Source organism: Nocardioides nitrophenolicus, from assembly GCF_016907515.1.
Taxonomy (GTDB): Bacteria; Actinomycetota; Actinomycetes; order Propionibacteriales; family Nocardioidaceae; genus Nocardioides; species Nocardioides nitrophenolicus.
In genome coordinates this window covers 3,740,904-3,760,315 of record NZ_JAFBBY010000001.1, presented here as the reverse complement: position 1 = coordinate 3,760,315, position 19,412 = coordinate 3,740,904, and the positions used below count along the sequence as shown (strand labels likewise).

Sequence of the window (19,412 nt, the reverse complement as noted above, 5' to 3'; positions counted from 1 at the left end):
TGGAGTCACGTACGCCATCGCGTCGTTGGAGCAGAGCAACCTAGGTCCAGGTTGCGTCGCTCGGCTCATGGCCCAGCTAGATCGCGTGCCTCGTCCCATCCCATTCCGCCATCCATGAGCTCGGCTTCTGGAGTGGATCCGGCAGTCAGGTGCGACCGCAGCCAACGCAAGGTGGTCAGAGTCGCACTGTGGTCGGATCAACAGTCTCCGCGTCCCACACGACCCCGTCGCCGTCGAGCAGCCAGGTCGGCGCCTCAGTAGTCCGCGCGACCGCATCTGAGAGACGGATGGCGAGGTCTGGCCAGCGACATTCGAAGGGGCAAGCCGTCACGTTTCGCATGTCAGGGAGCTCCACACCCGTCGCCGCACTGAACTCCCCCTCATGGACCTCCCACTCAGTGCCCTCTGAAACCCGGTCGTACAGGGTGAAGAGACGACCTTCGTCTGAGACCTGCACGAGACGATTCCCGTCCCCGTCGACTGCTTCCACTCCACCCAGCATCACGAGAGCAGACGATGCGCGGATGAATAGACCATCGTCTAGCGCTATCAAGAAGCCGCCTCTCATCCGAACTCCTTAAGGTAGGCGATCAGTTCATCCTGGGATCTCAGGATTACGATTCCTTCGCTGGCGGCGTTACGCCAACCTGCGTCACTGATCCCTGGAGCGTAGCCAATCGTCGGAACTCCGGTTGTCCTCTGAGTCTTGTCGATCTGCCCCGTGAGACCTCGTGCGTTCCCGCTCTTGACTTGCACCAGGAGGTTGCCCAAGTCGATGTCAACCTCTCTGGAAAGGCCGTTCGACATCGGCCGCATGCCGTTGACACCGACCACTCGTCCGGGAAAAACGGCCTCGATCGCGTTCGCCGTACCGGCGACGTAGGGGTCCTGCGAGGCGAATAGGCGACCTGCGCTAGCGCCATTTTTGATACTCGTCTTGGCGACGGTCTTGGTGCCGCCTTTGACGATGGCCTTCGTCACAGCCCGACGCACGACGCCTGCAACGAGTCCGGGCCCCCAGCTGCAAAACCATTCGCACGTCTTGGTGACCGCCGAGTCCGGGTTGGCACCCGTCGCGTCGTAGAACTTGTCCTTCAGGGATGTTCTGCCCAGTTCGAACCCCGGGAAGGGGACTGACAGTCCGGGGGCCATCTGGACGTTCGACACCGTCATGCGCGGGACAAGCGCTTCGAGTTCCAGGAGGCCGCCGATTGTTCCTGACGCCGCGTTGTTCAAGAATCCTCCGACCCCGTGGTCGAAGAAGCCCTCATTGGTCTGAATAGTCCCGTGGATGGTCTTCGCCATCCTGTACCGGTCGGCGTTCCGTGCGTCTGTTTCTCGGACGACGAGTTCCTTGTGGGCGGCCGCTTCCTTCGCGACGCCTACGGAGCTGCACGACTTCGAGTTCGGGTTCGAGACGCACGGAGAAACGTCGTTGCCCCAGGGATCGACGGCGCCGTGGCCATCGGGGTCGATCATGTTGACCGGGTTGCCGTTGACGTAGGTGTAGGTGTTGGCGGTCAGCGGGTCGGTCCCGACCGAAAGGTCGGTCGAGGGCGAGGCGACCCGGTAGGAGTCGGGGGTGGTGAAGGCTCCGGTGTCGGGGTCGTAGGTCCGGGTGCCCATCTGATAGGTCCCCGTCGACCCGTCGCGGGTCAGGCCGCGGTACCAGGCGGCGTTGCCGGTGGTGTTCTTCTGACTGCCGTTCGCGCAGATCCCGTTGCCGCCCGAGTCCGGCTGGTACGGGTTGCCGTAGGGGTCGTAGACCACCCCGCAGCCCAAGACACCCGTGCCGCCGGTGCCGCTGGCGGGGGCGGTGGTGATCGCGGTGACGTTGCCGTGACCGTCGGTGTCGAGGAATGCCTTGCCCGCCGACGCGTTGGCCTGGTCGTAGGCGTATTGGTTGCCTCCGGCGTCGAGCTGGTACAACACCTCGGGCTGGGTGAACGCGCCGTTGACCGCGTTGTACTGCCCCACCACCGTGGTGGTGAGTCCGTCGTAGACGTCCTTCGTGGTCGTGTTCTGCCCGGCCTCGTCGGAGCCGGTGACGGTGATGGCTCGTTGCCGGTCCAGCCCGTCGTAGGTGTAGCTGGTGGTCGTGTCCTCCCCCGCGGGGCATGGGGTGGTGGTCGAGTCGACGGTGACCTGCTTGACCCGGTCGAAGGCGTCGTAGGTGTTGGTCACACAGCCGTCGGTGTGGAGCAGACCGTCGTCGTTGTAGGTGTAGGTCCGCTTGTCCCCATCCCCCGATACCGGGCCGTTGACGAAGTTGATCGAGTTGTCGAGCCGGTAGTCCCAGATGGTCGGGTCGCCGGAGTCGACCTTCTGAGAGGTCCGGTTGTTGTTGCGGTCATAGCCGTACGTCGTGACCTTGGCCGTGCCGGGTGAAGGCGCGTAGGTCCACTTCGTCAGCTGCTGGGCGGGGCTGTACTCGTAGTTCGACGCATAGGTCCCGACAGTGCCGGAGACCGCTTGGGTGACGATGTTGCGGTTGTTGTCGTAGACGTACTCGTAGTCAGCGATCTCCGTGTCGGTCCCGCCCGAGGAGAAGACCGTTCGGGCCCGGGCGAGCGCGTTGTTGGGATGCCAGGACCACTCGTTGACATGGGCACCCGACCCGGATGGCGTCGAGGCGTTGAGGAGCCGGCTGGCGGTGTCATAGGTGTACGTCGTGGTCTCGCCGAGGACCTGGGACGTCATCGACTGCGCCAGCCCGGCCTGGTTGTAGGCGTACGACGTGGTCTTCTTGTTGCCTTCGGTGGCACCGTCTGGTCCGGTCTGGTCCGAGCGGACGGTGACCTGTCCGGCGCCGTCGTAGGCGTAGGTGTTGGTGTTCGCTCCGGCAGAACCGGTGCCGGAGTCGGTGACGGTGCGGACCTTGCCGTCGAGGTAGTAGCTGACGTCGGTGGTGACGTCGCTGATCGGGTCGGTGACCTGGAGCAGTCCTCCGTGCTGGGCGTAGCTGCTGCGGATCGTGCGTCGTGCGCTGCCGGCGCGGCCGGTCTGCTCGCGGACGCGGCCGTTGTCGCCGTACTGGATCCGCATCGCGCCACCGGAGTGCCAGTTGGGGCTGCCGCGGTAGCAGTCATCGACGTCGATGTCGCCCAGGGTGCTGGAGCACTTCGCGGTCTCGGTGACGGCCTTCAACCCGGCCGGCGTGTACTTGTACCGCACGGATCGGTAGGCGCCGTTGTTGATCGGGGTGTGGGTGTAGGCGATGAGGTTGTCGTCGGTGAAACTGTTGATGACGGCCCGGGTGCCGTCCTTCTCGGCGTTGGGGTTGAGGACCTTGATCGGGTTTCCGGCGTCGTCGTAGGTGTAGACGGTGGTCGCGAAGTCGCTGGCGTCCGGGCCGGGGGCGTCGATCGAGGCCAGCAGGTCGTCGGTGGTCCAGGTCTGCAGCGTGTGGTCGCCCTCGGGGTTGAGGGTGTCGACCAGGTTGCCGTTGGCGTCGTAGGTGAATGTCGTGATCTCGGCGACGGTGTGGACACCGTCGGTGTAGCCCTGGCCGGTGGTCTGTGCGACGAGGCCGTCTCCGGTGTAGCTGGTCTGCGGCCCGTAGCCCTTGGCGTTGACGGTCTTGGTGGTGCGCCCGACACCGTCGTAGGTGGTGGTGGCGACGTCGACCCGGCCGCTGCCGCCGGTGTTGGTCGGGTCGGGGCCGGTGACCTTCGCGACCAGGTTGTCGCCGGTGTAGGTGTACTCGAGGTAGCGGTTGTCGCCACCGGTCGAGGTGGGCAGGTACTGCCGCAGGACCTTGCCGACCGGGTTGTACGTCGCGCGGGTCGAGCAGACCCCGACCGTCGAGGCGTACGCCGAGAGCCCGCGAACCTGGTCGGTCGTGGGACCTGTCGGGCACTGGGTGGTCTGCTGGTTCCCGCCGATGCCGCCGTCACCACCGGCGCCGACAGCCGAGATCGACGCGGTGGGGCTGCCCGCGGCGCTGTCGTAGCGCGGCGAGTAGGTCGCGACCGGGTTGCCGTCGAGGTCGTAGTCGATGCGCCGAGCGGTGTTGGCGTTGGGTGCGGTCAGGGACGCGACGTCGCTGAACGCCTGGGGCGGCAGCACCGCGGTGATCACGCCGTCGGCGTTGTACAGCGCCCGGGTGCGGGTGTTCGACATGCCGTCGAGACCGGGGGCGGCCCAGGCGGTGTGGTCGCGGGCGGGGTCGGCCTGGGTGGTCAGGGCGCCCTCGAGGGTGTCGAGGGGCCGGTTCGCGGCGTCGTAGGAGATCGCGGTGACGGAGGCGCTGTTGCCGCGGAAGGCCTCAGGCGGAACGCTGCCCGTGCCGTTGGTGAGGGTGCCGGCGTCGATGCGGATCCGTCCGTCGGCGCCGTTGCCGCCGTTGCGGTTGTTCGCGCCGGGACCCCCGGTGCCGCCGCTGACGTTGAACACGGCGGGTGAGGCGAGCTCGACCTCGTCGGCCTCGACCCAGATCCCGCCGCCGGCGCCACCGCCACCACCGGCGGAGTTGGCTCCGGTGGGTGCCGAGCCGTTGGCTCCGGCGACGGTGATGGTGCCGTTGACGACGAGCCTGTCGGCGACGATGCGGATGTAGCCGCCGCCGTTGCCGCCGCTGCCCCCGACGCTGAGCGCGCCGTTGCCGCCACCGCCGCCGCCACCGCCGGAACCCTCGAGGTAGTCGCCGCCGACGCCGGAGAGGTCAGCGGTGCCGGAGGCGAGGCCGGGAGCGCCGACGGCCGAGCCGGTGCCCATGCCCGGCGACCCATCGGTCTTGTGGCCGCCGCCTCCGCCGCCGGTGCCGGCGAGCGCCAAGTTGGTGGTGCCCCGCTTGCCGCCGTGGCCGGGGTTGGGGTTGGCCGCGTCCTGGTTGGCCGCGCCGCCGGTGTCGCCCTTGCCGGCCATGGTGATCACGCAGCTCGAGCAGACCGTGACGGTGCCGGAGGCGGAGAAGACCAGGCCGCTGCTCGTGCCGGTCGTGGTGACGTGGGCGCCGTTCTGCAGGGTGACACTGCCGTATTGCGCGCCGTCGGGGATCTGGAACGGGTTGCCCGCTCCGTGCGCGACGCCGTCGGTCGAGCCCGCGCCCGTGATGCCGTCGACGACGAGGTCGCCGTCGGCGCCGGTGCCGGTGTTGGTGAATCCCGGGGCGTTGATCGCGGTGACGTTGCCGGAGTCGTCGTAGGTCCAGGTCGTGGTGTTCGACTGGGTGGCGCTGCGGGGAACGGTCTGGCTGGTCCGTCGCCCTTGGAGGTCGTAGGTCGTGGTGGTCTCGTGACCGTTCGGGTCGGTGACGGAGACGGTGTTGCCGTCGGCGTCGTAGCGGTAGCCGGTCTGGATGGACTTCGCGGTGGCGCCGTCCATCCGGTACTTCGTCGCCGAGACGGTGCGCCCGGCCCGGTCGATGACGTAATGGGTCGAGTACCGACCCGTGCTGGTGCAGCTGCCGCCCGCCGCCTGCTCGCGGGGGCTGCAGGCGTCGAGGACGTTGCCGTCGCGGTCGTTGTTGAAGCGGCTGGTCAGCACGACGCCGCTGGCACGCGGGGCGTCGACCCGCAGGGTGCGGCCGGCGGCGTCGAACCAGGTCCGGGTCGTCTGCGAGGCACCGTCGGTACCGGTGATCGGGCGGTCGACCCCGTCATACGTCGTCGAGGTGATGCACACCCGTTCGCCGGCCTGTGCGGTGGTCCAGTCGGTTCCCGACGCGGTGCCCGTGCACTGGCCGGTCGTGGCGGTGTCGCGGGTGATCTTGGTGGTGAGTGGCCGGTTGACGGCGTCGAAGGTGGCCAAGGATGCGATGCCGCGGGCATCGACGGTCTTGACCGGGTTGCCGAACGGGTCGTAGCTGATCGAGGTCACCGTGGCGGTGGATCGGTGCTGGGCGCCGCTGGTCCAGACCGGGCGACCGGAGGCGTCGTAGCCGGTGGTCTTGTCGTAGGCGGCGGTGAAGGTCTCGTTGCCGCGACCGGAGCGGACTCGTCGTACCTGGTTGAGGGGGTCGGTGGTCTGGGTGGTGAGGTTGCCGGTGGCGTCGCGGGTGCCGCGCATCGCCCAGCCGGGTTGCGTGTAGGGCGAGATGATCAGCTTCGAAGGGGCCGGTGTGGTGGTGGTGATCGGGTTCTGGCCGTCGGCGCGTTGCCGGTTGAAGGTCGATCCCCAGACCTTGATGGTGCCGGCGCTGTCCGCGGCGGCCCAGGTGGACCAGCCGCCGGCAAGCGCGACCTGTCCGGTGAGGGTCGGGATGGCGACGGGGTTGGTGGAGGTGCCGATGACGGCGCCGCCGAGCTGGGCGGATCCGTTGGTGCCCCAGCCGCGGACGGTGCCGTCGGCCATGAGCGCGGCGGCGCCGCCGTTGGCGCCGACGATCTGCTTGACCGGGCCGGCGGGGGTGCCGTCGCCGAGGGTGGTGATCCGGGTCGGGCTGGTGCGCTGGGTCATGTCGCCCAGGCCGAGGTTGCCCGAGGCGTTGGCGCCCCAGGACCAGGCCTTGCCGTCGCGGGTCAGCGCGTAGGAGGTGTTGACGCCGCCGGAGACGGCGCGGACGCCCTTGATGCCTGAGGTGATCTCGGTGGGGGTGTTGCGTGCGGTGGTGTCGCCGTGGCCGAGCTGGCCGTTGCCGTTGGCGCCCCAGGTCCAGAGGCTGCCGTCGGTCTTGACGGCCAGGGAGTGCTGGCTGCCGGCGCCGATGGTGGCGACGTTGTCGAGGACCTTGACCGGGGTGGTGACATCCGAGCCGCCGGTCGTGCCCTTGCCGATCTGTCCGGTGGCGTTCGATCCCCAGGCCCAGACGCGTCCTTGGGCGTCGAGCGCGAGGATGTGGCAGCCGCCGGCGGCGATCTGGATGATGTCCTTCAACACGCTCGGGGCGAGCTGCACGGGTGTGGACTGGCCGGGACCGGCCCACCACACCGCGCCGGAGCCGGTGAGGAAGTAGCTGCGGGCGCACCCGAGCTGGGAGCCGGTCGCGCTCTGGGCGACCTGGACCACATTGCTCAGCCCGACGGCCGGGACTGCGCTGGGGCGCGTGGTGGTGGTGCCGTCGCCGAGCTCACCGGAGGTGTTGACGCCCGAGCCGGACACCGTGCCGTCGGGCATGACGGCCACCAGCGCGGTGTTGGACACGCTGAGCGAGTCCGAGGTCACCGGGGTGGCGTTGACCTGGTCGATGTACGCCGGTGAGGGCGGCGCGTCGGCACTCGACCAGGTGGCGCTCAACGGCAGGCCGTTGGTGGCGTTGCGCTCCCAGGTGCGGGCGACATTGCCGGCGGCGTCGTAGGCGAAGACGGTCTTCTTGCCGGTCGGGTCGATGACAGCCTTGAGCCAGCCGCCGGCCGACACGGAGCCGGACAGGTCGCAGTTGGCTCGGGCGGTTGCGGTGTCGCAGGCGGTGGTGTCGTCGTAGTAGCGGTACTCGGTGACCTCGGAGAGGTTGCCGGCGTTGGCCTTCGGCGACTTCATGAGCGTGCGCTGACCGGCACTGTTGTACTCGTAGGTCGTGCAGGCGTGGGTGTAGCCGGAGCTGGTAGGCGCGGCCGGGCTGCCGGCCGGCAGGCCGGAGGTCGGCGACTGGCAGGCGCCCGCCGACACTCCCGCCGACGATGGGGCGTCTACCTCGCAGACCAGACCGGTGTTGCCCTTGGTCGCGGTCCCGCAGATCGTCGTGTCGGCGGGCTTGTTGGTCGAGGCCAGGGTCCCGTTCGGCGGCAGGTCGCGGCGGATCGTGGTCAGGTAGTCGCCCCAGCTGTCGTTCGGGTTCTCCGCGGCGGGGGCGTTGCCGCGCGGCGAGAGCTCCTGGATCTGGTCGGTGGTGGCGTAGAGGGTGTCGGCTTCGACGGGATCGCCACCGCCGAGGCCGGCCTTGAAGTGGTTGACGATCCGGCCCGCGGGCAGGACCGAGGTGTACAGCGCGAGCTCGTCGAGGCTCGACCCGGGCCCGCCCCGTCCGGTGGAGCCGGCCGAGGACGCAGCAGCGAACGGGCCGGTGAGGTCGTCGTCGACCACGACGACCGACTGCTTGACTCCGTCGACCCAGATCGCCATCCCGGTGGTGGAGCCGGAGCCGTCGTAGGTGTACACCACGTGGTGCCACTCGCCGTCGGCGATCGAGGCGTTGCCGGCGATGGCTGCGGCCTTGCCGTTGGCGGTGTCCGAGCTGAGGTACATGATCGGGCGGCCGCCGTAGTTGCGGCCGACCTCCGCGTACGCCGCCAGCGTGCCCCAGGCGAAGGTGCGTTGCGGCTGGGTCGTGTCGGTCGTCTTCTGCCACGATTCGACGCTGAACGCCGAGGAGGTGCCGGTGCCGTTGGCGAAGCCGTTGAGCGGGTTGACCACGGCGCCGTTGCCGGTCGTGGACTCGTTGATGGCGGGGTTGCCGGCGATCATGCCGGGCGCACCGAGGGTGACGCCGGCCTGGTAGACCCCGTTGGGGCCGGTGCGCGCCGTCATCGTGGTGCCGGAGGTCTCGCCGAGTCGCCAGTAGGCATACGGGTTGTCGGCGTCGACTGCGGCGACGTACTGCGATGCGACACCGCTGGAGTCGATCTCGCCGTTGCCACGCACGTAGTTCGTGACGACTCGCTGGTCGCCGTTCGCGTCGAAGTACTGGTCGTGGGTGCCCCAGGTGGTGATCGCGGAGTTCGCGTCCGTCCACGGCTGCCCGGCATCGAGCAGGGCCTTCTTGCGCAGCGGCTGGCCCAGGGTGCCGTAGGTGTACGCGATCGCCTCGTCCTGGACGGAGACGCCGTCCACGGTGGCGGTGCCGGCCTCGCCGGGAACGAGGGGCGCGTTGCTGGGCTTGGCTCGGCGGACGGTCTGACACAGGTTGTGGTTCATCGGCGCATTCGCCGGCAGGCTGCACGACTCGATCCCGCCGTCAGCGCCCAGACCGTCCCAGAAGTAGCCGCTCTGGCGCAGGGTGAGCCCGCCGGAGTCGCCTTCGTCGATCTCACCGACTCGTCCCCACTCGTCGATGCCGGTGTACCTGATCCGCTGACAGCTCGGGTCCGTGCCGGTGGCGCAGGCGTCTACCTGGTCGGGGCTGCCGATGTCGGCGGTGACCTGCAGCGGCGGCGCGTCGTCGTCGCTGGAGTGGTTGGTCCAGGTGTACCGGGTGGCGAGGCCCTTGCTGCCGCCGCCCGAGGCGTTGCCGCGACGGTCGGTGACCTCGAGGACGCGGTCGGGACCGATGGGAGCGGCGGTGTAGGCGAAGGTCGTGGTGTTGCCCAGCGCGTCGGTGGCCGAGCAGAGCTGTCCGGTGGTCTTCGCGTTCGCATCGGAGCCCGGACATGCCTGAGTGGCGGTGGAGTAGGTGTAGCTCCACGACGGCCGAGCCGCGGTGCTGCTGCCCGGGGCGCCGTTGAACGGCGGCAGCGGGTTGCCCGGTTCCCAGACCTGCGCGAGATAGGGGGTGGGTCCGTCGTGACGGATCAGGTACGACGTGACGCGCTTGGCGGAGTCGGTGACCGTGACGAGCTGGTAGCCCGTCGGTGCCGCGCTGTTGTACTTGATCGTCAGGGACGGGCACGTGGTGCCCTCACACGGGTCGCCGTCGAGCTCGGTCGTGTAGATCTTGGTCGGGCCGTGGAGGTCGCCGTTGTACCGGTACCTGAGCTGCTGGCCGGCGGGATCGGTGACCGAGATGATCCGGCCGAGTGTGTCGTAGTCGTAGCGGACCCGGTCGGGGCGGACCAGGGACCAGCCGACCTGGATGAACCCGTCCGAGGCGGGGTTCGCGCAGCCGCTGGCGGCGGTGCCGATGTAACGGAACAGGTACATGTTCGACCCTGGAGGCCCGGTGTACGCCTGGTCGATGCAGAGCTTGTCGTAGCTCTTGCCCGGCAATGTCGAGACCAGGTCGTGCAGCAGGGTCTTGGGGTTGAGCAGCTTGAGGATCTGCTGCAGCAGGCCGCCGCTCGTGCCGTCTCCGCTCTGGGTGAGGTCGATGGGCAGGTTGACGTCACCGATGGTCGCGCCGAGGGAACGCAGCTTGAAGGTGTGCCGGGTGCCGTCGCGGTCGAAGTAGGGCATCGACAGGGGCTGCAGGACGGTCTGGATGTTCGGCAGGATCGGGATCCCGCCGACGCCGAAGCCGCCCGCGAACGCGCCCGTCTCGCCGAGGTCGAACTGCCAGCCGATGCCCAGCGGGTCGCCCAGGGAGTCGCCCTGGTGGCCCTGGGAGTTGTAGAACCGGTTGACTCCCAGCGCGAGCCGGCCGCGCGCCTGGACCGGGGCCGCGTCGGTCTGCTGGACCACGAGGTTGCCATTGGCCACGTTGACGCTCGCGACGCCGCCGTTGCCGAGGTCGGTGGAGTCATAGGTCCACCAGTCCTCCAGGCCCAGGCCACCGCCGCACACGGTGATCTGGGAGTAGACCTGGGCGGAGGCGCCGGTGAGGTCGGAGGCGATCGCCGGGATGTCGATGAGGTCGCAGCCGCGTTGGGTGCCGACCACGGAGGCCAGGAAGTCACCGACCCGGCTGCCGCCGATGGGGATGTCGATCTGGTTGATGGAGGCCGTCAGGTTCTCAACCACGCCGCACAGCACCGTCACCACGGGGGGACAGGCCGCCACCGGGCTGCCGTCGACCTTGATCAGGGTGCCGACCGCGAGCAACGTGCTCTGCAGCGCGGAGGTGAGCGTGAAGCCATTGATGGGCGCAGTGCCGGTGTTGACAGCGGTCACCTCGATCTCGGCGACATCACCCGTCCAGAAGACCGGGTCCTCGCCGGCAGCACTGGGGTCGTCGGAAGCGCTGGTCACCTCCATCTCGAGCACCGGAAGCCCGGTGTCGTAGGCCCAGGTCTCGTCGAGGAAGGTCGTTGCGGTCGTTCCGCCGAGACCGCCGAACATCACCAGCTGTCCCTGGCCGTCGGAGGCCATCGACATGCCGGCCCGGCCGGTCGGGGAGGCGATCCCCACCGCCGTGGCCCAGTCGTCGCCGGTCCACGCCCAGGTGTCGTGATGCAGGGTCGGGGTCGTGCCGTCGTAGGAGAGACCGCCGAACATCACCACGGCGCCCTTCGACGGGTCGACCCCGGACCCGGCCGGAACCACGCCGAGTCCGGCGTCCAGCGTCATCGCCATCGAGGTGCGCGCCGAGGGGTGGTGGGTGGGGCTCTTCGCGGTCCACGTCGACGCTGTCGGTCCCAGGATCCAGGTGTCGCCGACCGTCGCGCAGGTCCCCGAGCCGCAGCTGGTGGCGCCGCCGAAGAGCAGCAGCTGGTTGGTCGACGCCGAGTACCCGAGGCCGCCGTCGAAACGGGCTGCCGGCGCGCCGGTGACCCCGTGTGCCTGGACCTGCGTCCAGGCCGTGGTCGTGGTCGGCGGGGTGCCGGTGGTCTTGAGCTGGAAGGTGTCGTTGCGCGCACCGGAGGCGTTGACGCCGCCGAACACGACCAGTGCCGCGCGGGCAGCGTCGTACGCCATCATCGCGCCGGCCCGCGCGGTCGGCGCGGTGCCGGTCGGGGTGACCTGCGCCCAGGTCGTGCCGTCCCACGCCCAGACGTCGTTGAGCCACCCGCTGGCGCTGGACTGGCCACCGAAGAGCACGAGCTTGCCGAGGTTCGCGTCCCACGCCATCGTGGCGCGGTAGCGGGCCGGCGGGCTGGTTGCTGGAGTCTTCTGGACCCAGGTCGTCCCGTTCCACACCCAGGTCTGCGCCAGCGCGGTGCCGCTGCCGTTCCGGCCGCCGAAGCGGACGATCTGCTGGCGGGTCTTGTCGTAGGCCATCGACGCCTCGGTCGAGGCGACCGGCTGGCTGGCCGGGTGGAGCTGCACCCAGTTCGGCGACAGGTACTCCCCCGCCCCCGGCGCGGCAGCGGTGCGCGCTACTGCGGGGACCGCGTTGGCCGGAGCATCGACCACCACGTCGCCGCTGGTACGCCGAGCACGTCCCGCCGGCGCCGGCGTTGCCGAGCCCTGCTCGGACGCCTGGGGATCGGGCGTCTCGGCCCCCTCCGATGGGTCGACCGGGTCCGATGGGTCGACCGGGTCCGATGGGTCAGCCGAGGGCTGACCGGACGGATCCCCCTCCGGTGCAGCGCCGGGGTCGCCGGTCGGACCATCCGCGGGGCCCTCGGGCGTCTTCGGCTCGGGGACAGACTCGTAGCCGTCGGCCAGGGTCAGCGGATCGACCGCGGGAAGGTCGTCCGCCTGGCGGGTCTCGGCGTACACGCAGACCTCACGGTCCCCCTTCTTGCCGTCGCCGAGCAGCAGGTCGAGCGGACTGGCGCCCTCGTTCTCGGCACCGTCGACGGCCTGGCCGGAGCCCGCTGCGGGCTGCTCCTCACACACCTTCTTCGACTTCGCGCCCGGGCGCCTCGCCTCGTCGGACGCAGGCTCGACCGGGTCGTTGAGCCGCACTCCCCGGTCGGCCTTCGGCCGCTTCATCGCGTCCAGGGCGTCGAGCTCGACGTCGTAGGCGTCCCCGGCTCCGGTGAGTGGGGCTCGGTCCGCAGGCGGGTTGTCGGTCACCAGGACGACCGTGACCACGCTGCCCACCAGGACCGCCGCGGCGGTCGACGCCACCGCGATCCGCCTGCCGACGGTCGCGCCGGCCGGACCGAGAGCGCGCCGCAACGCATGCGCTGCCGAACGCAGAATGGCGATCAGAAGCCGAACGATCTCACTTGTACGAGCAGCCATGGGGGTGGTCCCCTCCCGCGGCCCCGGCCCCACATCGCACTCGCCCGAGCACAACCGGCGTCACATCAGGGCAGAGATGTTCATAGGGCCTACAAAAAGTGTCAATGACCCAAATTGACTAGGACCGTTCCGGCGTGGCCGAGACGGCAGTGTTCTCCGCGGACCGAGATCCCGTGGCCGAAACCCCCTAGATTCGGGGCGATTCGCGATCGTCGTACGTCGCGCACCTTGACAAGCCCCGTGTTCATGGGCGTTCCTTGATGCTCGGAGCGACGAACGTCGACATGGGGCTCCGCCTCGAGGAGGAACCCATGTCACGAGGGCCGCGACGCACGTGGGCCCGCTCGGAGCAGCGCACGATCCGCCAGAGCGTGGCCCTCGCTGTACTCAGCGCGGCCGCGATCACGATCGCGTCCGTGGCGGCCGCGACCGTCACGCTCGGGTCCGTCGATTCGTCCGGAACAACCGCGCATCCGACCGATCACGGGAGTGATGCGTCATCACCCAGCAACGAGGTTCTCGCCGCGCTGCCGACGACAGCCACCGAGCCACTGGCGAACAGCGTGGCCTGGGTCAGCGTCAGGGCGCGGCGGCACACCACAGCGCTGGGCGCCGAGATCCCGCCCGAGGCAACCGCCGCCTACCGACGCGCCGAAGCCGTGATCGCCAGCGCCGCCCCGGCCTGCGGCCTCTCCTGGACCCTGCTGGCGGCAGTCGGGCGGGTGACCACCGAGCACGGCAGAGCCGAAGCACCCATCGTCGGACCACTCGTCCGCGACCGAGACCGAGCCCCCGTCTCCGACACCGACGCCGGCCTCCTCGACCACGACCCGGTCCACGACCGTGCCATCGGCCCGATGCACCTCACCCCCACGATGTGGGCGCAGGTCGGCGTCGACGCGGACGACGACGGGGTTCGCGACCCGCAGGACCTCGACGACGCCGCGCTCGCCGTGGCCGTCCTGCTCTGCAGCTCCTCGACCGACCTGAGCAACGCCGCGAACCTGCAGGCAGCACTCTCGAACCTCAACCAGAACCTCGCGTTCGCGCGGCGGGTGCTCACCGCCCAAGCGGCCTACCAGGCAGCGGAAGCCACGCAGCAGGAGCCGACCGTCCTTGCGGTCGAACCGCCCGGCGTCGTGGAGCCCACACCGGAGCCGACCGTCCGCGCCGTCGAGTACTGGCTGGAGACAGTCGACCATCGCCACTGGTCGGAGCTGCGCCAGTCCCACGACCCCGTCCCGCCGACCCCGCCGACCGCACCGACCACACCGACAGCAACGACGACGCCGACGGCGGTGCCGACCGCAGAGCCGTGCGAGCCGGTCGAGCCCGCGACCCCCACCCTCCCCCCATCGGACGGACCGACCGCCTTGCCGACGAGCGCGTCTCCCTGCATCGAGGCTCCGCTCGACGTCGGCCCTCGGCCTACGCTCCCGACACCGGGAGCGCGACGAACACCTTGGTAGCGGGCTCCACGGTCTCCCAGGTCCCGGCGAAGCCCCGCGGGACGAAGAATGCCTCGCCCGCGCGGAACTCCCGCCGCGCGCCCGAGAGGTCGACGAGCGCGACGACACCGGTGAGCATCACGCAGACCTCGTCGTACGGATAGTCGTCGAGCCGCAGGGAACCCGGCCGGCCCTCCCAGGCGCCGCCGAAGGGCCGTGTCTCGTCGTCGCCGAAGGCCCGCCACTCGGTCTCCTCCCAGCCGGGTGAGGCGGCGCCCACCTCCCACTCGGGTACGACGGCCGAGCCGGTGCCGACGGCGATCGTGCGGATGTCGGCGACGGTGCGGGGCTGGGTCATCGGTCCTCCTGGCGTCCGGCGAAGCGGCGCAGCACGTTGTGGGTGATCTGCTCGGTGAACGGGTCGCGGTGGATGAGGCCGCTGACCCACTCGGTGGTGCCGGCGTTGAAGACCTCGCCGGCGCCGCGGCGGAAGGTGGCGACCATGCCGGCGCCGTATCCGCTGCGGAAGCGCTCCGGGACGTCGTCGCCCCAGACCGCCCGGAGGAGCTGGTGCATCTCGTCCATCGGCGCGCCGATCGGGACCTCGCCCGCCCACCGGTCGATCTCGCCGAGGACGGCCGGGGTCATCGCGACGATCTCGAGGTCGGCGGGCGCGCCGTCGGCGCCGGTCGGGTACGGCAGACCGTGGCGGAAGGTGTAGTCGACGCCGTCGACCTCGAAGGCGGCCACGCAGACCGGGGCCGCGCCGAACACGTCGCCGTAGAACAGGTCGGTGCCCTCGAGCGCCCAGTGCTCGGGCCGGTAGACGGTGTAGCCGCCGCTGCTGCGCGGGGTGGTGGCGCCATACCGCGCGTAGGCGCCGCCGAGGCCGGTCAGGCCCATCGTGGACGCCGCGGGACGCCCGACGAACGGCGCGTCCCAAGTCGTGGTGACGCGGGTCGGGTTGATGGCGAGCAGTGGGTCGAGGTTCGGGTCCTTGTAGCAGGTCTGCCGGCCCTCGTCGTCGAGCCGGACCTGCCAGACGTAGTTGCCGGCGAACCGGGCGAGGTGACCGCCGGCGTCGACGAAGCGGTCGACGACGTCGCGCATCTCCCAGGTCCAGTACTCGTCGTGGCCGACGAACACCGCGCATCGGTAGCCGTCGAGCGCCGTGGGGTCGTCGTGCAGGTCCTGCTGCGTGAGGTGGTCGAGCCGGTAGCCGTTGCGCTCGGCCCACACCACGAACGGCCGCTCGTAGGTCGCCCAGAAGGCGTCGCTGTGATGGCGCGAGTAGCCGTGCGTGATCGCCCACTCGTAGGTGGGATGACGGGGACGGTAGCCCGGCCCGGGCGTCGTCGGGTTGGCATTGCGGGGCGCGCCGTCGGGCAGCCGCAGCATGCCCCGCGCGACCGGCCGCCGGCTCGACAGCACGGGGGCGGGGACGTCGGCGTACGGGTCGTCGCCGAGGCCGCGGTAGTGGTTGGCGCCGCCCCAGTCGTTGTACGCCGCCAGCGTCCCGGTCGTCAGCACGAGTGCGATGTCGGCGCTCGGTCGCGCCGCTCGGACCACGAAGAAGCCCTCCCGCTCGTGGCGACGCCCGTCGACCTCACACCCCACGACGACCAGGTAGAAGCCGCTCGACCAGTGCGCGGCGACGGGGATCCGCACCGCGACCGGCCATCCGCACCCCACCGCGTAGGCGTCCTCGGGCGTCGGATGCGCGACGCCGGGGAGGTCCGCCGCCGACCACACCTCGACCGGGTCCGCGCCGTCGCGCAGCACCCGGACGTCGTACGTCGGCGCGGTGGTGTGGACGCTGAGACCGACCTCGTCGCCCGGGAGACAGCTGTAGCGGTCGGCGTAGCACCAGATCTCGGGGGTCGTCGGATCCGCCCCGGGCCGCTCGACCGGGAAGCCGGGGATCGACCAGGCGTAGCGGGCGACACTCATCGGGCAGCCACCACCCCGCGGACGAGGCCCGCGACGAAGGCGACCGCCAGGGGCAGGTTGATGAGCAGGTTGTCGCGAGCCCCGAGGCCGGTGAGCAGGCCCATCTTGGAGCAGACCAGGTAGAGGACGACTCCGAGCACCACCGTGGCGAGAGCCGGTGCGACCAGGCGCTGCCAGATGCTCTCGTCGCTGTGGTTGCGGGCGAAGAAGCTGATCACCGCCACCGACGTGAGGATCTGCAGGAAGAGCACGCCGACGAGGGTCGGGGTGTTCGTCCAGATCACGACCTGGGTGTAGGGGTCGAGGTCGGAGAGCCCGAAGCCGATCAGGGCGAGGAGCACGATCGCGGACTGGACGACGACCGCCCGCGACGGGCTGCCGTTCTCGCCTGTCGTGCCGAGCGAGACGGGCAGCAGCCGGTCGCGGCCCAGCGCGAACAGGTACCGGGCGCCGGCGTTGTGCAGCGCGAGCACACCCGCGACGAAGCTGGTCACGATGAGGACCTGCATCACGTCGGTCAGGAAGCCGCCGAGGAAGGCCTGGTTGACGGCGAAGACCAGCTGGGACGGGTCGCCGGCCAGCGCGGCGCCGAGCGCGCCGGGACCGATGGCCATCAGCAGCACCCAGGACACGACGGTGTAGGTGACGGCGAGCAGCCCGACGGCGAGATAGGTCGCCCGGGGCACGGTCCGGCGTGGGTCGCGCGCCTCCTCGGCGTACACGGCCGTCTGCTCGAAGCCGATGTAGACCACGAAGGTGATCACGAACAGCGACCCCAGCACGCTGGCGTCCCAGGTCGACGGGTCGAAGCCCCGCAGCGAGAGGCCCTCCGGAGTGCCCTTCGCGAGGATCGCGACCACGAGCGCGAGGAGCAGCCCGAGCTCGCCGGCCAGGAGCAGGGCGAGGACGCGGGCGCCGACGTCGACCCGGCAGTACGACACCACCGAGACGATCGCACCGAGCGCCACCGCGCACACGCCCCAGGAGAGCCGGATCCCGGCGAGGTCGTCGAGCGTCGTCGATGCGAACAGACCCGCCGCGGCGCAGAAGCCGATCTCGCCGAGGGTGTAGGCGACGTACGCGACGAGGGCGGAGCCGGCGCCGACGGTACGGCCGAGCCCTCGGCTGACATAGGCGTAGAACGCCCCGGCGTTGCGCACGTGGCGCGACATCGCGCAGAAGCCGACGGCGAAGAGGGCGTAGACGAGGCCGGCGGCGAGATACCCGACCGGCGCGGTCTGGCCCCCGACGAGGAACGCGAGCGGCGCGAAGCCCGCCATCACGGTCAACGGTGCCGCGGCCGACACCACGAAGAACACGAGGTGCCGTGCACTGACGGCGTCGCCGCGGAGCCCGCCACCGGTCTCCGCGGCTGCTGTGGTCGATTCCATGGGTCTCCTTGCCGGCCGTTTGCCTATCGATCGATAGGCGACGGCGACACTGTAGGACCACCGCTCCCGCTTTGTCTATCAGTCGATAGACTGAAGCCATGGCGCGCTCGAAGGTCACCCCGGAGCAGATCCTGCGCGAGGCCGCGCGCCTGTTCGCGACGAAGGGATTCCACGGCACGTCGACGCGCGAGATCGCCGACGCCGTCGGCGTGCGCCAGCCGTCGCTCTTCCACCATTTCGCGACCAAGCACGACATCGCCCGCGCTCTCTACGCGTACGACCACGAGCGCTCACCTGGCCTGCGCGGCGCCCGCGAGCTCCCCGAGGGCACGCCGGCGTCCGTCGAGTTCTACCAGTCCGTCCGCCGCGAGATCCTGGTCGAGATGACCAGCGCCTACGACCTGCGCGGCCTCTACCTGAGCGCGCTGATCGACGAGCCCGAGTTCCGCGAGTGGCGCACGGCGTACGACGCCGCGATGGCCCGATCGCGCGACGTCATCGAACGCGGCGTGGCCGACGGGGAGTTCGTCGCGACCCGAGCCGACGTCGTGATCGAGATGCTCGACGCCACGATCAACCAGGCCGTCCGCTGGTCCGGCCGGCCCCGCGACCCCTCCGCGCCCGACGACGTCGCCGTCCTCGCCCTGCGCCTGGTCATCGCCCGCCCCAGCCGGATCCCAGCGATCCGCCGTCAGGCCGATCGACTGCTCGCCGCCGCCGGGACGCCCTGGGCCGACCAGCTCGCGACGCAGCTCGGCTGAGCGCGACCCGGGTCCGCCACCCGCGCCGGGGCGTAGGTTCATGACATGACATCACCGGTCACCGATGCACAGATCCAGGACCTGGCCGCGACCGCGACCCCCGCGAGCGTCTGCGTGCTCACCTGGACCGCCGACCGACACCAGCAGGGCGCCGACGCGACCGAGCTGGAGCACCAGCGCCGCATGGTCACCCTGCGCGCCGACGGCGTCATCGCCGTCCTCGTCCCGGTCCTCTCGGACACCCTCGCCGGCATCGCGGTGCTGACCATCGGCGTCGAGGAGGCCGACGCGCTGTTCGCCGAGGATCCCTGCGTGCGGGCCGGAATGATGACCTACGAGGTCCACGCCTGCCTGACGTTCCCCGGTGATGCGGTTCCTCGGCCTGCTTGACGTGTCTGGGCGCCGAATGCCCGTGGCATGCTTCCCCGCCCGGCGGGCCGGGACGTGGAATCCTGCTGCCATGTCCTTCCCGACGGCAGTCGAACCAGACAAGGTGGGCACCTATCCGGCCACCGCTCACGCGGGCGGCGGCTATGTCTGGGACGAGGTCCTCGAGTACCGGGTCTGGTGTCACCCTGATCAGGGTGCCGACGACACCTCCGATGGTGACGACTACTTCTACGCGTTCAGCACCTACGAAGATGCACTGGCCCATTCCGAGGCCACAATCGGGGCCGAACCGCCCCTCGCGCTCGTGCGTCAACGGGAGTACATCGACGAGACCGGCGACGGCGCCTTTCGGCATGTCGAGCGGGAGCGAATCACCGAGTGGCCCGTCCCGTTCCTGTCCAGGCCGAGGCGCGACGATCGCACCATCCCAGAGTTCCTCGCTCCCGATGCGCCGGAGAACAAGTTGGCCATCCTGCGGGGCGAGGCCCCACGTCCGCAGACGGGTTAGGTTCGCAACATGGCTGACAGCCACCGAGTAGTCGCCGGACGCATCGCGACCTTGCTTCGCGAACGCGGACAGATCCCTTCAGAGCTGCAGTCAGTGGTCGGCGACCTGTGCGCGGCTTGGGAGGCCGGGATCCCGGACGATGCCTTGCTGACGAGGTCGAAAGTCGCCCTTTGGAGATACCTGGATCGCGGGGACGGCGGGTCGACCGCGATCGGAGACTCGGCGGATCGGTCGGTGCGCGCGGCTCTGTGTCTCGCCGAGCCAGCGGGGCGGAACGACCCGAAGGATCTGGAGGAATGGGCACACGCGATGCTCGATCCGAGGTAGGCCACCTAGACCTGCCGCTATCAGTTCCTGCACT

Annotated in this window: 8 protein-coding genes; 4 read left to right on the top strand and 4 right to left on the bottom strand. The window is 70.1% G+C overall.

Annotated features, from left to right (window positions below; all coding sequences use genetic code 11):
* Positions 1 to 564: 564 nt before the first annotated feature.
* Positions 565 to 12,486: an RCC1 domain-containing protein gene (locus JOD66_RS18265; RefSeq protein WP_204838253.1), complete on the bottom strand. Its 11,922-nt coding sequence runs from the start codon at positions 12,484 to 12,486 to the stop codon at positions 565 to 567.
* A 533-nt stretch (positions 12,487 to 13,019) separates the two neighbouring features.
* On the opposite strand from JOD66_RS18265, the gene JOD66_RS18260 reads away from it, so the two are divergent.
* The gene (locus JOD66_RS18260; protein ID WP_204838252.1) at positions 13,020 to 14,072 is read left to right on the top strand and encodes a lysozyme family protein; all 1,053 of its coding nucleotides are present in this window, start codon (positions 13,020 to 13,022) and stop codon (positions 14,070 to 14,072) included.
* On the opposite strand, the gene JOD66_RS18255 is transcribed toward JOD66_RS18260, so the two are convergent.
* Genes JOD66_RS18255 through JOD66_RS18245 form a run of 3 tightly spaced genes read right to left on the bottom strand, consistent with a single transcriptional unit; the run spans position 14,032 to position 17,392 of the window.
* Positions 14,032 to 14,409: a cupin domain-containing protein gene (locus tag JOD66_RS18255; protein WP_204838251.1), complete on the bottom strand. Its 378-nt coding sequence runs from the start codon at positions 14,407 to 14,409 to the stop codon at positions 14,032 to 14,034. The genes JOD66_RS18260 and JOD66_RS18255 overlap by 41 nt on opposite strands.
* Positions 14,406 to 16,001, bottom strand: a complete 1,596-nt coding sequence (locus JOD66_RS18250; protein WP_204838250.1) for a N,N-dimethylformamidase beta subunit family domain-containing protein — start codon at positions 15,999 to 16,001, stop codon at positions 14,406 to 14,408. The genes JOD66_RS18255 and JOD66_RS18250 overlap by 4 nt, the downstream gene beginning before the upstream one ends.
* On the bottom strand, positions 15,998 to 17,392 hold the full coding sequence (locus JOD66_RS18245; RefSeq protein WP_204838249.1) for an APC family permease: 1,395 nt from the start codon (positions 17,390 to 17,392) through the stop codon (positions 15,998 to 16,000). The genes JOD66_RS18250 and JOD66_RS18245 overlap by 4 nt, the downstream gene beginning before the upstream one ends.
* A gap of 98 nt (positions 17,393 to 17,490) precedes the next feature.
* Between JOD66_RS18245 and JOD66_RS29190 the strand changes: the two genes are divergently transcribed.
* The 3 genes from JOD66_RS29190 to JOD66_RS18230 all read left to right on the top strand — a co-directional run bounded on the left by JOD66_RS29190 (position 17,491) and on the right by JOD66_RS18230 (position 19,051).
* Entirely contained in the window at positions 17,491 to 18,153 is a 663-nt protein-coding gene (locus tag JOD66_RS29190) for a TetR/AcrR family transcriptional regulator (protein ID WP_204838248.1), read from the top strand.
* 45 nt (positions 18,154 to 18,198) lie between these two features.
* The gene (locus JOD66_RS18235) at positions 18,199 to 18,543 is read left to right on the top strand and encodes a YciI family protein (protein ID WP_204838247.1); all 345 of its coding nucleotides are present in this window, start codon (positions 18,199 to 18,201) and stop codon (positions 18,541 to 18,543) included.
* Between the two features lie 70 nt (positions 18,544 to 18,613).
* Positions 18,614 to 19,051, top strand: coding sequence for a hypothetical protein (locus JOD66_RS18230; RefSeq protein WP_204838246.1), 438 nt, complete (start codon positions 18,614 to 18,616; stop codon positions 19,049 to 19,051).
* Positions 19,052 to 19,412: the final 361 nt, after the last annotated feature.

Coding starts and splice junctions, on each gene's coding strand:
- JOD66_RS18235 (WP_204838247.1), top strand. CDS start 18,199: ATGACATCACCGGTCACCGATGCACAGATCCAGGACCTGGCCGCGACC.
- JOD66_RS29190 (WP_204838248.1), top strand. CDS start 17,491: ATGGCGCGCTCGAAGGTCACCCCGGAGCAGATCCTGCGCGAGGCCGCG.
- JOD66_RS18230 (WP_204838246.1), top strand. CDS start 18,614: ATGTCCTTCCCGACGGCAGTCGAACCAGACAAGGTGGGCACCTATCCG.
- JOD66_RS18245 (WP_204838249.1), bottom strand. CDS start 17,392: ATGGAATCGACCACAGCAGCCGCGGAGACCGGTGGCGGGCTCCGCGGC.
- JOD66_RS18255 (WP_204838251.1), bottom strand. CDS start 14,409: ATGACCCAGCCCCGCACCGTCGCCGACATCCGCACGATCGCCGTCGGC.
- JOD66_RS18250 (WP_204838250.1), bottom strand. CDS start 16,001: ATGAGTGTCGCCCGCTACGCCTGGTCGATCCCCGGCTTCCCGGTCGAG.